Below are 13,312 nucleotides of genomic sequence, written 5' to 3' on the forward strand. Positions count from 1 at the left end.
GGGAGCGGCGCTGGCTGCCTTGTTCACGATGATGGGATTCGCATTTTTTGGCAAAACCTTGTTCAACTGCATCCCGATTATGGCTGGTGTTTCTCTTTCTGCCCTCATTGTGAAAAAAAAGCCTCGCGATTACGCCCTGATCGCCATGTTCGGGACAGCGATGGGGCCGCTCATTACCTTTCTTGCATTCGAGGTGGGAGTGAAACCTGTTTTCGCCCTGCCAGGATCGTTTTTAATAGGTTTGGGAATTGGCATCATATTGCCGCCGATCGCCATTGCGATGCTGCGTCTCCATCAGGGATATAATCTGTATAATGTTGGCCTTACCGCGGGCTTTGTGGGGCTCTTCACCGCTTCACTTTCGCACGCGGCAGGGGCGGATATTTTGCCTCTTTCGATGTGGGGGACAGAGCGTGAGCCGCTTTTAATCGCAATTGTTCCGGCAATCGTGCTCATCGCGGTTGTATGCATTGTGGCAGAAAATCCAGGCCATGGTCATTCAAACATTGGGCAGGCCGGTCGCGATATGCTCAAGATCATGGCGATGTCAGGCCGTCTTCCGAGCGATTTTTCGGATTTTGTATCTTCTAAAGGGGCGCTTCTGAATGCTTCGATTATTGGTCTGCTTTTCTGGATATTTATGGTCGCGCTCGGTGCGCCGCTAAATGGGCCTGTGCTCGGGGGGCTCTTTACCCTGATCGGATTTGCGTTTTTTGGAAAGCATCCGAAAAATGTTTTCCCTGTGGTGCTTGGCATAATCGCGGCGATTTTTGTATTTGGAAAGAGCATACTTGCGCCTGGTCCCTTGCTGGCGATACTGTTCGGGACTGCACTGGCGCCTCTAGCTGGCGAATTCGGGCCAGTTATCGGATTTGTCGCCGGTTTCCTGCACCTTGTCATCGTAGATCGGACTGGCGCATGGCATGGTGGAATGGATCTCTACAACAATGGCTTCGCCGCAGGGCTTACCGCGACATTGATCGTTTCGATCATCGATTGGTACAAGTCGTCGAAGTCTGACTGATCCCGCTGTGGAGCAATCGGGAGCATGGTGGTGAATCGGAAGAAAGGAGCAACGAAAAAATGAAACGGCAGGAACTCTATGTTCAGCTGATAAGCGAGCTAGCAAATTATCTGCTTCATGGCAACCCAAAAAAGATGGTGATTTCGCTCCACATGGAAGCTGATGGCTTTCATATAGCGGCTATCGATGACAGGCCTCGCACTGACAGCGAAATCGCCGAAATAGAACATAGTCTCATGATCCAGCAGAGGCCTGAACTCGCTTCGTACTATGGCACTATGGTTGGGCATGATCTCTTGGGCACTGCACGATTGGAAATGATCGGCTGGCAAATCAAACGGGTCAAGCTCGAGCGCCTTACGGAGGGCGGCATCATGATCAACCTTTGGATTGGATCCGAAGGTTTCGATCCCAAGATGTTCACTCTGGAACAGGGAACGTGAGGCGCCTCGATGCCCGCAACGATGCTCTGGTATGATCTTGAAACATTCGGCCGCGATCCGCAGCACGACCGAATTGCTCAGTGCGCGCTTATCCGCACGAATGAAGCACTCGAAGAAATCGCCGATCCAATCGTGCTCTATTGCCGCCTGCCGCCCGACTACCTCCCTGACCCTGAAGCCTGCTACATCCATGGGATTACGCCGCAGGAAGCAGAGCGCAAGGGCATAAGTGAATACGAATTTGCCCTTCGCATTATGCATGAAATGGCAGTGCCCAATACTACGGTTGTGGGCTACAACTCGATCCAGTTCGACGATGAATTCATTCGGCGCCTCTTTTACAGAAATCTGCTCGATCCCTATGTCCGCGAATGGAAAAACGATAATTCGCGCTGGGACATTATCAATCTGATGCGTGCGGTGCATGACCTGAAACACGAGGGCTTTGAATGGCCGGTGAATGGCGATGGCAATCCTTCATTCAGGTTGGAGGAGCTTGCGAAGGCGAACAATATTGCGCACGAGACCGCCCACGACGCCCTGTTCGATGTGCGAGCGACCATAGGCCTCGCCAAAAAGGTGCAGCATACGTATCCGCGCCTCTATGAGTGGTACTACCATCACAGACGTCGCGAGAACCTTGCGCCTTTGGTTAACCTCTCTCTGCGGGAGCATATGCTCGTCCATACCTCGCAGCTGTACACGCGTCCGAATGGCTGTACGACCGTGATAGCACCCCTCGGCCTTGTCGAGGCTGATCGACATGCGCTTGTCGCGTACGATCTGCGCTTCAAACCTGAGCCCTTTGCTCAGATGAGCGAAGATGAGCTGAGGGATCTTTTGTTCACCGAGCGACTAGAAGGCGCTACAGGCCCGCAGCGCCCGCCCATAACGATGATCAGGCTCAACAGCTGCCCATACCTTGCTCCTGTCAAAGCGCTCACGAAAGATTCATCGAAGAGGCTCGGCATCGATATCGAGCAATGCAGACAGAACCTTCGCGAACTTGAAGCAGTGCCGGGTCTGAAAGAGCGCCTCATTGCCGCATATCGCCATGAAAAAAAGACTTCGGAAGAGCTGGATCCTGAATATGCGCTCTATGGGGGCGGATTCTACCCCGATGAAGACAGAAAAGAACTCGAGCGCTTCCATGAGGTGCTGCGGGAGCAGGGGCCTCATGCCGCGAAAAACGAATTTTTGAGGATCACCTATCGCGATCAGAGAATACCGACGCTTATGGGGAGACTCCTGGCACGCAATTTTCCTGAAACTTTGACAGCAGAACAGCATGTATCTTGGAGAAAGCATGCTTCGGGATGGGTTCAGCTCCCTCTTGAGAAAGGAGCAACAGCGCTCGCCGATTATGCACAGCTGGAAGCGCAGATCGCACAAATGCGGGAAGATGATCCGCGTAAGCCAATAGCAAGGGCGCTTCTTGATTGGAAGGCGCATATCGAGGATTTTATAAGAGAGAGGTAGCCGCCAGTGGCCGCGTGACTCGCGCACCCCGCGCCTCGCTCGGTCCGCTCGGCAAAAAATTTAAAAAAAGGGGTCAGACCCCATGTTAAAAAAAGTGGAATGCGGCATAATTGTATGTGTACAGGCAGGCGCGCGATGAACGCGCCGCTGTTCAAGAAGGAATGTCATGAAGCATCGATTCAGTATATTGATTGTCCTTGTAATGGTGATTGCAGCCGTGACATACGCCCAGGGAAAGCCTGCCGAAACCACCATGCTTATCCGTGTCGAGAAAACCGCGGTAAGAGCTACCCCTTCATTTGCTTCGCCTGTGCTTTTATTTGCAGCGTACCGGACTCCCGTGGCTGTCGTACAGATTGAAAATGGCTGGGTACTTGGTTTTGTGCAGGGATTGAGCAAGCCTGGGTATATTCACATAAGCGCTCTAGCTCCAGCCAAGGTTTCCTTGTCCTCCGACGCCGCTTCGGCTCCTCCTCCTTTGCAGGAATCTGAAATTGTGCTGGCTGGCAAAGGTTTTTCGTCGACGCTCGAGTCTGCGCTCAAGGAAGGCAACGCTTTCAATTTCGATGCAGTCGATGAAATGGAAAAACTGACCTATTCATTTGCAGAATGTTTGGCCTTCATTCAGGGGATCGATTTCTCACCGGGAGAATTGTGACGTGCATGTTGTTTCGCTCCGGTCTCGATCGCTTGTGGCGGTTTTGGCGGGCTTGGTGCTCGCACTGGCGACATTACTATTCTCATCATGCACCGTGTCGCCCGAGGCATTACAGCTTTTTTTGAACCAGGCCCTTTTGCAAGGGATGATCACTCCGGGGCAAGCCCGCCTCATTCGCGAAGCTGCCAGGTCGTTCCAGACTGAATCCAGGCCATTTACCTATGAAGAAGAATACGCCATCGGGCGAGTAGTGGCTGCCGCCGTGCTTTCCCAATATCCTGTGTACAATCAGCCTGAACTTACAGCGTACGTCAATAAAATCGGCCAGGGGCTTTCGTTTTTTTCCGCGCGGCCTTTGTTGCCGCAGGGCTACCATATTCTGATTCTCGACAGCGATGAAGCGCATGCGTTCGCAGCCCCTGGAGGTTTTGTGCTTGTCACGAGGGGGCTTCTGAGCCTTGCGACTTCCGAGGATATGCTCGCGGCTTTGCTGGCGCATGAAATTTCGCACACGGCACTTGGGCACGGGCTGGTTTCGCTCGCGAGCTATCGCATGGGAGATCTGGCCATGTACTATGCGGCTCTTTCGACACAAGCCGCAAACACTGAGAATAAGGAAACGGCGGCACTTTTTTCCGCGGCGGTACACGATTTTGTGTCGCTCATTTCGGTTCAGGGGTATTCACAGGCGATGGAATTCGAGGCGGATGCCGAAGCAATGCACATACTGTACGAAGCAGGATACCGCACTTCAGCCCTGAAGGAACTTGTGAGCGCTTTGGCAGATACGCAAAACGAGCATATTCAGCAGTACTCGATGCAGCACCCCTTGCCGGCAGATCGGCTGGCACGGATTGCAGTGCTCGAGCAGCAATATGAGCAAGCTGCTGAATTGAAAGCACGGCGAGCCGCAGCACGAAACACAGCTGGAATGTTCAGGCTCGAAAGCCAATTTTCCGATATCGGCTACCCGGCTTCCGAAGGAAGTGTGCTCGAAGCGAGCATCAATGCGTTTGGTCCCAGGCCCCAGGTATTCGGAACAGTCGCTCCGCTTGAGCTCATCCGGCGAGAGCGGTTCGAGGCAATGAAGAGGCTTTTCTAATGGAACACGATCGCAGCTCCATGCCGGAATTCCACTCAGCAATGAGCAGAAAGGCCCGATTTTTCTGGGCATTGGCTGTGGGGCTCGGGATCATGTTGGTGTTTCTGTGGCTCGGTGCGACAGAGCATCTCGGAATGGCCATCTATGACAGCCAGATGCGCGCACATGCAGCGCCGACAAAGCGAAGCGCAATGTCTTCTGGCGGCGGGGCCCAATCAGCAGAGCATGGCAAAATCGCCCTGGTTATGATCGATCAATCCAGCCTTGATTGGGTGCAGAAAGAGCTTGGCCTCGGGTGGCCATGGCCTCGCGAACTGTACGGAATTCTGGCGGGGTATTTGCGGGATGCTGAGGCGCAGGCATACGATATTCTCTTTACTGAACCGTCCACATTCGGACCTGAGGATGATGCGAAGTGCGCCCAGGCTATGACTGAAGCGGGGAATGTAGTTCTCGCGACGCTGGCGAGCAAGAAGCCAGTGCTCGATGTGCCAAATGCGCTATCCGGGCATGTCGCGGCAATTGTCGATTCTGACGGGATTTGCAGAAAATATCAGGCGTGGATGAGCCAGGATGATAGAAGATTGCTGTCGCTTGGACTGGCGGCGGTCAGCAAAAGTTCGAATCCGAAGGAGCTAGCGGCTTCATTGCCTGCTGACGGAGCTGTTCTCTTGAAATTCGGAAGCCCTGCGCGATTCGAGCGATACAGTGCGGCGCAGGTTATTGCTGCGGCAATGGACAGCGTGCAGGGTAACGCGAAGGGCAGCGCCACAGGGGAAGCCTCGCCGCAGCCTTCACCACAAATTGATTTCAGCGGCAAGGTAGTTGTCGTGGGCCTTTCTGCGCCAGGGCTCATGGACAGGCAGGCGACGCCCATAGATCCTGCGCTGCCGGGCATGGAGATACATGCCACCTTCATCGATAATATGTTCAACCACACATTCATGCAGCGCACACCAATATGGTTGGAGATGCTCGTCGGGGCGCTGGGAGCTGCGCTTATGGCATTTGCCCCGATGGTGCACAAGCGGCTTATTGCTGCGCTTGCGGTGATTATTGCAGTCGGAACTCCGATTGCGCTGTGCCTCGTGCTGTTCGGGAATCTTGTCTTTTTCAACCCGATTTCGGCTTTGGTGGCTGCATTTGCAGCCTTGGTCGCAGCAATCGGCTTGGGCTATCAAGCTGAAGGAAGACAAAAGGCATACCTGCGCAGGGCTTTTGCCCAGTATCTCTCTCCTGAGGTAATCTCCTCGCTGGTGGATCAGCCAGAAACTCTGCAGCTTGGCGGAGAATTGAAAACCATCACCACACTGTTCACCGATATGGTGGGCTTTACTTCGGCTTCAGAAAAACTGAATCCCACTCAGCTCGCAGCCTTCATGAACGAGTACTTGGGAATTATTAGCGAAGAGATTCTTGCGATGGGCGGGACCCTGGACAAGTATGTGGGCGATGCGGTTGTCGCTTTCTGGAATGCGCCTTTGAGTGTGGATGATCATGCGTATCGGGCACTTGCGACTGCAGTGCGGATTCAGGCCAGGCTTGGTGCTGCAAGCAAGGAGTTGGAACAGCGATATGGTATCGCGCCGCGGACAAGAATAGGTGTCGCGACAGGCAAAGCAATTGTGGGGAACCTTGGCTCCAGCAGGCGTTTTGCCTACACTGCAGTAGGCGATTCAGTGAATATCGCAAGCCGTCTTGAGGCTGCAAACAAGGCTATCGGGACTTCGATTCTCACGATGAGGGATACCGTGCAGCACGCAATTCGGAATGCGGAACCATCGAGTTCGACGGAAGCCGAAATCGCTCTTGGCTTGCCGGAGGGCGGAGCGATGATAGTAAGGCGTCTCGGCCTTGCGTCTGTGGAAGGAAAAGAGCAGCCCGTAGAATTATGGTCGGTCGAACATTCGCACGGGTCTGTCTCTGTGGAGCCATGGGACGGGGTTCGGCGCATTCCAAAATGACCGGTGCATTCCGAAATGATATGAAGTCTGTGCTTGTTTGTGAGCTCGCTTTATCAGCTATAATTTAGCGAGGAACAGCAATGCGATGGCTGCTCCAGCCATAGCCCAGTCGCCCCAGGCAAATTTCTGAAGGCGCAATGTCCTCGCAGGAGAATACGCGCGGATCTCCATCGCAGCTGCTGTGCGCCACGCTTGAACAATGCTCGCGATGATCAATTGCTCAAGCATTGCGAGAGAGCGGCGCAAATTCCGCCTGGAGAGATTGATGGCGCGAACTTCCCCTGCTTCCTTGATTCGCTGGTAGGTATCGAATATGCGCGGCAGGAAAAGAAGCACAAGCGAAAAGAGCATGCCAGGGTCAGAGAGAATGCTGGCCTGGCGAATATTGTTACTGTGAATAGTGGGGCGGTTATTAACCGCAGCCGCCGCGGAGCTTTGGGCGCTCACATCGCGCTGTCCCACTCCCACAATTCTGCGCATCGTTCTTGTGAAAGCGGTCATCCAGTCGCCGATTTCGCTCACGCGTGTCGTTGCATAGAAAAGTCTGGAATACAAGTAGACAGTCAGAAGCCTCAGCGCATATATCGCGGAATCGGACAGTGTGCCAACATCGAAAATCCTGCCATCTCCGGGTAAAATTCCCCGCACAAGCGCGGAAAACAAAATAAGTACGGAAATCGAATACAGAGCGCCCTTGCCTGCTCGCGGCATGCTGAACTGCCCAATGAATGCGATCAGAAAAAGCGCAGCAAGCAAGCCAGGCTCAGATCGCATCGCTGCAGAAGCGACCGCAATCAAAAATGCCAGCTTGGCGACAGGATGAAAAACCGCCAGCCAGCTTTTGCCGGCTTCGAATGCAAACGGATTCAATGTGTCATCAGCCATGGATAGCATTCCTGGTACGGACAAACCAGCCCACTGCTGCCAAAGTCAGATTGCTGAGCCTCGCCGGGCGGCGCATCGAATACAATGTGCCCTTTATCCAGAATGACAAGGCGCGTGGCAAGGGCAAACACTTTTTCAATTTCGTGCGTAAGCACAATAAGTGTCTTGCCTTCGGCGCGCAGCACCTCGAGCACAGCAAGAATTTCCTGTACCGAAGGAAAATCGAGATTGGCAAAGGGCTCATCGAGAATTACACAGCGCGGGCTCATGGCGAGCACACCCGCAATAGCCAGACGACGTTTTTCTCCACCGGAAAGCGTGTTCGGCCTGCGGTTTTCCATTCCTTCAAGATGGGCTTCTTTGAGCGCATGCTGGACTGCGTCTTCGAGATCCTGGCCTTGCATGCCGAGGTTGGCTGGCCCGAACGCGAGATCCTCTTCGACAGTCTGGCCGAAAATCTGCGCTTCGGTGTCCTGGAAGACATAGCCGACTTCACGCCGTATCAGCGGTATCTGCGCCGGCACAGGCTGGCCGCGATAGAACACTGCTCCACTAGAAGGCTTCGAAAGGCCGATAAAGTGCCGCATAAGAAGCGATTTGCCCGCTCCGTTTCTGCCAGCAATAATGAGGAATTCTCCTTCGGCGATAGAAAGCGAAACATTGTCGATGGCTGCGGTTCCATCTGGAAAGACATGCCGCAGAGCATCTGCGCGAAAGAGTTCAGGCATTGGTAGATTGCTGCTCTATCTGGCTCAAGGCTTTGAGAATCGGCGGGGCGAGAATCCCAGCGACAGCGATTTTTGCAATATCGCCCGGTATGAAGGGAATAAGGCCAGTTGCAAGCGCCTTTGCCCAGTCCACATGCAGCACTGCTTTCAGCCTGGCTACCCCGAAAAGGTACACGATGGCCATTCCGGCAATTCCTGCCAGCATATTGAAATACCAGCGACTTTTGCCAAGTCTCGAAAGAAGTCCCATAGCGACAACTGCAGGAATATATCCGACAAGATAGCCACCGGTCGGCCCTGCGAACTTGACGAGTCCACCTGTTCCTCCCGAAAAAACAGGCATGCCCACTGCGCCAAGCACGAGATAAAAGACAACCGCTGCGAGCCCCCACCAAGGGCCAAGGATAAAGGCTGCCAAAATGATGAACATATTCTGCAACACGATTGGAACCGGTGTGCCGGGAATCGGAATTGCGATATATGCGCCAATAGAAATCAATGCCGCGAAAAGACATGCGATTATCGCATTCGTGAGCCTCTCATTCATGCTTTCCATAGGGCGGACTATGGCCAAAAAATATGTATTCGTCAATACCGCCCAGAGGGGCACCGCTTGACATATTTATGCATTTGCAGTAAAAAATATTCATGGCGCGAATATTTTTCGGCAATAATGGCAATCTCCTCAATAATAACGCCGCTCCAGACGCGGGGCCAAAGCCGAAAATATAAGCGCATAAGGCGTGGAAATATAAGGCCGGTCCCGTTTGGAGCCGGCTTTTTTTATATGCGCAGCGCGGGTGGCGCGCTCAAAAATATACGGAGGTGAAGGGGATGACAGAGAGAATCTGCCTCCCCAGTGGTAATGGGAATCAGGTTCGGTGAACCGGCATGCAGCGAGCAGCGTTGCTCTCGCGTTGCCGGCATTCGAGAGATTCCTCCACTTGGGAGCATATCATGAAAGCATTTGATTCGGCTGATTTAGCCGGCATTTCTATTGGGTCTTCATTGGATGGTTTCCAGAAAAAGCTTGCTGGCTCTGGAATTTCCTTCACCGATTATGTGCGCGAATCCCATATTCGCAAATGGACGGGCGAAGCGCTTGCGCATGCGCTCAAGATACGAACCGCGCTCGTTCTCGGCCTCCAGGAATTCCTTGTTTCCCAAAATATCCTCAACATTGACAGGGTATCAATGTCGCCTGTCACCGATCCGCTCTGTCATAACGTTGAACATGCACCAGTCATTCTGTTTCAGAACACGCCGTATCGCACCACACATTCGATGATCTATTCGAAAATGCTTGCGTGCATGAACCCTTTCGTGCCAGGCGTCTATATCGATTCTCCAAATATCCGCCTCGAATTGCCTTCTGAGACTGCGCGGCACAAATACCTTATCGATTTTTCCCAGATGGATATCGAGCTCAAGCGATCACGAAAGCTCACGCCGGAAGATTATTTTGACCGGCCAGAGGTGACGAAGGCAGAGCTTGAACAAGAGCGCGACAGGGCGCTGGATTTTTTTGAGGATCTAATTATTTATGCAGTAAAGAAAATACTCGCATTTGCGCCCGAAAGCCTGCGTGCGCTTGGTGTTACGCTTGCAGTGCCACAGAAGCCTTTTCCGCGCTTTTTTAAGGATGAAGAAGAGGATCATGACGCATCGTCGCTTGAGGAGCGCCTTGGGCAGAAAGCTGGCGTACAGTTCTTCTGGGTGCTCGGGCTTTTGCGTGAGAACTATGACCTCGTGTATCCCTATTTGTCCAGAGACGGGAAAAGGCCGCCAAAAGCGAGTATCACTTCGCGGCAGATTTTCAACTATGATTTGTGCGCCGCGCCGCTGTATCAAGACGGCAGTCTTGGGCGCGCGTACGAAGTGCTCTCGGGGGGCTTGCGCGAATGGGTGTATGAGGCGATTGTCGCTCGTCTGCTGGACAACGGTATTCTGCGGGAAGAGCCGCAGTTCGATGACCATGGGAATCTTTTGAATATGGCTACGCTCGATGGGTACGGGCCCTTCCTTACTGTTGCCCGTATGTGCGACGAAAAGGGAGAAGGGCTGTTTCCTGAGACATTTGGGGGCGGGCTTGGGATCGAGCGCACGCTGTTTGCGCTTTTGCATGGACCGAGCGTGAAGGATATCGATGAGCTCACTTGTTTCGGAAAAAATCCGGATAAAGTGCTGCCGTTCTTGTTCTAAAAAATCGGGGCGGCTCAAGGCCAAGGCTTGGCGCCCGGTCGCCCCAATATGCTTTTTGCTTTGCGCCTGGTCTCAATCCCAGTCCAGAAGGCGGCGCTGGCCTTGGAGCGTGCGGAGTTCAGTCAGGTCCTGGCTGAATTCTAGCGTGCCGATATACGCGCCAGCTGCATCATAGAGTGCGCGATATTCGATCAGGATAAATCGGCCGCCCATTTCGAGCCAGAAACGGGCTCTGGTTTTTTCTTTCTTACGGAACGCATCGAGAATGCGGTTGACGGTTGCTACAGATTTTTGGGGGTGACAGTTCTGGACAGCCCGGCCGATAACTGCCGGGCTACGCGGGAAAATGCGATCCGGTGAGTCCGAATAATAGACTACTTTATCCTGGGCATCCACGATGCTGATGTCCACCGGCATCGTAGCAAGGGCTGCAGAGAGCAAACCTGCTGGCACTTTGCCGGTGGCCAGCTCGACAAGGTCGCTCGCGGGGACAGGGGACGCGTGGTGTGTAGCGCCAACTGCAGGAATGGCAGTGCTTTCAGGGATAGCGGCGGCAGGCTGCGGCTTCGCGGTGACAGCTCCCGCTAATACAAGATAGGGGTCGTACACCGCTCCCGGGCGTATCCAAGCAAAGCCAATTGCGTCTTCGCCTATGCGGATGTGCGCCCATTCTTCATCGCTCAGACGCCGGACGGCTTCGGGGATCAGAATGTGTTCTTCCATAAATATCATGCGGCTTATTTTGCCGGCAAGCGGGTGAAGACTGCTGATCGCGGATTTGTCGTTCTGCTCGACTTTGCTGTGTGCTTCCTTGAAAAGCGCGCGAATTTCGTCATGTTTTCCCCACATCACGCGCGAGGGGCCGGTAAATTCTTTCTTTTCTAGATACGGGAAAAGCTGGTTTTCCTTGCGCGTATAATGCACAATAATTTTGGACATATCATCGAGCGCAGCAAGCACTTGTTCCTTCTGCCCAAGCCCGAAGCGCCATGCAAGGACAGCCTTTTTCAGCGCGCGGAGCCGAGCTCGCGCAGCCTTGTTCTCATCGAGCATAGTCTGAACGGGGTGGCCAGGCACCTTGCTCGAGATTTTCTCTTTGTCGAGCGACGCTTTAAAAACTTCGACATGGACTTCGCAGAGATGCTGTATCTCCTCCACCGGCATGCCATTATCGATGAGCGCTTGCTCCATCTGAGCGACTTCGGCCGCGCTCACTCCCTGAATAAGGGTTGCAAACTCCTTTTTGACTTCTGCAACCGACGCACCCTGATGCAGCTTCAGAATAATATTCTGCAGTTTTTGCTGCTTGTCTTTATCGATCATGAAATGTTCGCTCATATTCATTCTCCTCGGGCTTTAATATACAAGAAGAAAATCGGACATTGCTGTCACATTTGTTACAATTCAAGCATAAAAGCAAAAAAGCAAGCGCTCGAAGCACTCTACATCTGGCGGGCCAGCTTAATCGGAGTATTATAGATTGGCAAGACAGCGTAGTCCTTCCGGCTTGGCCTTTTCAGCATTCTAGAAATCGAATTCTTTCAGCATGCCATCCGCAGCCCGCAAGCCCGACGCCCAGGCAGCGGTAATGCCGCGGCTCGTGCCTGCTCCGTCGCCAGCAAAGAAAATTCCCGGCACAACCTGGAAATATTCATCGATGAACACCGGGCGATTCGCATAGAGCTTAATTTCCGGGTAGTACATAATAGTCGAAGGGTGCATGACCCCCGGTACAACCGTATCGAGCAGTTTCATCGCATTCCAGATGGCGCGCATGGTTTTTGCTGGGATACACAAGCTGATGTCGCCTGGCGTGCACGAAGGAAGGGTTGGCTTGAAATCATAGAGGTCTCCGGTGAATTCATCCGCAAAAGACCGCTTGCCGAGCCTGAAATCGCCAATGCGCTGCATAATCGGTCTTCCGCCTCCGAGGAGCGCTGCTAGCCTGCCGAGCATCTGGGCATATTCCTGACCGGATGCAAGTGGCTGCGTCAGAGTCACGGTTTTAAGGATGGCAAAATTGACAAGCCCATTTGCAGCTCTCTGTTCTGACCATGCATGTCCGTTTACCGAATACCAATAACCGCCTTTCTCATCGCCATATTTTTCCTGGACCACATGGGCAGAACGCGAATTAGTACAGAATGTGCGCGTTTTCTTGGGGAAAAGAAATTTCGGGTCGTAGTAATCCCGAACGATAGGGTAATGCTCTTCGCGGGTTTCGACACGGATACCGATATCGACGACATTGTCGCGGTACTCGACACCCAGGTGTTCCATTAATTGTTGAAGAAATGCGAATCCACCCCGGCCCGGCGCAACCAAGAGATACCGGTATTGCACTGCGCGTTTGTCGGTCTGCACTGTTCTTGTCGCCTGGTCGACGCTGAGCATCTCCTCGCCTAGGCTGATTTCAGCACCGAGCGCGGTAAGTCGGGCAGTCAAGGCCTTGATGAGTTCCAGCCCCCCATCTGTACCGAGGTGCGATTGCCGTACATCGATAAGCTTGACGCCGATTTTTTCTGCTCTTCGGGCATACACATCGATATTGCGTTTCTCCATGATGCGCGGCTCGAGGAATGCTTCGACACGCTTGAGGTAATACGTGCCTGTCGCTTCGTCCCAGCACTCAAGCGGAAAGCCGATTGGCCAGGTGAAATTCATCTTGCAATCGTTGCGGAGTCCGCCAGACGAGACCTGCAATTTGTCCAAAAGAAGGATCCGCAATGATGGTTTTCTGCCGAGAAGTTCGAATGCGGCCCCCAAACCCGCAGGCCCGGTTCCGACAATCACGACATCATAGCGTTCCATGCGCGTATCTCCTTCG

General features: G+C 53.3%; 12 protein-coding genes. 7 read left to right on the forward strand and 5 right to left on the reverse strand.

The window, feature by feature from the left end; genetic code table 11:
* From GAP13_RS08225 to GAP13_RS08250, 6 genes are all read left to right on the forward strand, one after another.
* The coding region (locus tag GAP13_RS08225) for a DUF1576 domain-containing protein (protein ID WP_158907847.1) at positions 1–1,024 on the forward strand (1,024 nt) is incomplete at its 5' end.
* 59 nt (positions 1,025–1,083) lie between these two features.
* Positions 1,084–1,467 (forward strand): hypothetical protein, encoded by a 384-nt coding sequence (locus GAP13_RS08230; RefSeq protein ID WP_158907848.1) that lies wholly within the window; start codon positions 1,084–1,086, stop codon positions 1,465–1,467.
* A 9-nt stretch (positions 1,468–1,476) separates the two neighbouring features.
* Positions 1,477–2,946 (forward strand): exodeoxyribonuclease I, encoded by a 1,470-nt coding sequence (gene sbcB / locus GAP13_RS08235; RefSeq protein ID WP_158907849.1) that lies wholly within the window; start codon positions 1,477–1,479, stop codon positions 2,944–2,946.
* 166 nt (positions 2,947–3,112) lie between these two features.
* Positions 3,113–3,604 carry a hypothetical protein gene (locus tag GAP13_RS08240; protein WP_158907850.1) on the forward strand — a complete coding sequence of 164 codons (492 nt, stop codon included), beginning with the start codon at positions 3,113–3,115 and terminating at the stop codon, positions 3,602–3,604.
* Position 3,605: 1 nt separating this feature from the next.
* A complete protein-coding gene (locus tag GAP13_RS08245; protein WP_158907851.1) occupies positions 3,606–4,706 on the forward strand; it encodes a M48 family metalloprotease in 1,101 nt (366 codons plus the stop codon).
* On the forward strand, positions 4,706–6,670 hold the full coding sequence (locus GAP13_RS08250) for a CHASE2 domain-containing protein (protein ID WP_158907852.1): 1,965 nt from the start codon (positions 4,706–4,708) through the stop codon (positions 6,668–6,670). The genes GAP13_RS08245 and GAP13_RS08250 overlap by 1 nt, the downstream gene beginning before the upstream one ends.
* Positions 6,671–6,727: 57 nt before the next feature.
* On the opposite strand, the gene GAP13_RS08255 is transcribed toward GAP13_RS08250, so the two are convergent.
* From GAP13_RS08255 to GAP13_RS08265, 3 genes are read right to left on the reverse strand one after another with little or no spacing between them, the layout of a single operon-like run.
* Positions 6,728–7,555 carry an energy-coupling factor transporter transmembrane component T family protein gene (locus GAP13_RS08255; protein WP_158907853.1) on the reverse strand — a complete coding sequence of 276 codons (828 nt, stop codon included), beginning with the start codon at positions 7,553–7,555 and terminating at the stop codon, positions 6,728–6,730.
* A complete protein-coding gene (locus tag GAP13_RS08260) occupies positions 7,537–8,283 on the reverse strand; it encodes an energy-coupling factor ABC transporter ATP-binding protein (RefSeq protein ID WP_158907854.1) in 747 nt (248 codons plus the stop codon). The genes GAP13_RS08255 and GAP13_RS08260 overlap by 19 nt, the downstream gene beginning before the upstream one ends.
* Positions 8,276–8,839, reverse strand: coding sequence for a biotin transporter BioY (locus GAP13_RS08265; RefSeq protein WP_241864321.1), 564 nt, complete (start codon positions 8,837–8,839; stop codon positions 8,276–8,278). Before GAP13_RS08265 ends, GAP13_RS08260 begins: the two co-directional genes overlap by 8 nt.
* A 401-nt stretch (positions 8,840–9,240) precedes the next feature.
* Here GAP13_RS08265 and GAP13_RS08270 point away from each other — a divergent pair, with 401 nt between their 5' ends.
* Positions 9,241–10,485: a hypothetical protein gene (locus GAP13_RS08270; RefSeq protein ID WP_158907855.1), complete on the forward strand. Its 1,245-nt coding sequence runs from the start codon at positions 9,241–9,243 to the stop codon at positions 10,483–10,485.
* A gap of 72 nt (positions 10,486–10,557) precedes the next feature.
* Here GAP13_RS08270 and GAP13_RS08275 read toward each other — a convergent pair whose 3' ends face one another.
* On the reverse strand, positions 10,558–11,823 hold the full coding sequence (locus GAP13_RS08275) for a DUF438 domain-containing protein (protein ID WP_158907856.1): 1,266 nt from the start codon (positions 11,821–11,823) through the stop codon (positions 10,558–10,560).
* Between the two features lie 186 nt (positions 11,824–12,009).
* On the reverse strand, positions 12,010–13,296 hold the full coding sequence (locus tag GAP13_RS08280) for an NAD(P)/FAD-dependent oxidoreductase (RefSeq protein ID WP_158907857.1): 1,287 nt from the start codon (positions 13,294–13,296) through the stop codon (positions 12,010–12,012).
* Between the last annotated feature and the right edge of the window lie 16 nt (positions 13,297–13,312).

The sequence above is a fragment of the Rectinema subterraneum genome, from assembly GCA_009768935.1.
GTDB classification, from domain to species: domain Bacteria; phylum Spirochaetota; class Spirochaetia; order Treponematales; family Rectinemataceae; genus Rectinema; species Rectinema subterraneum.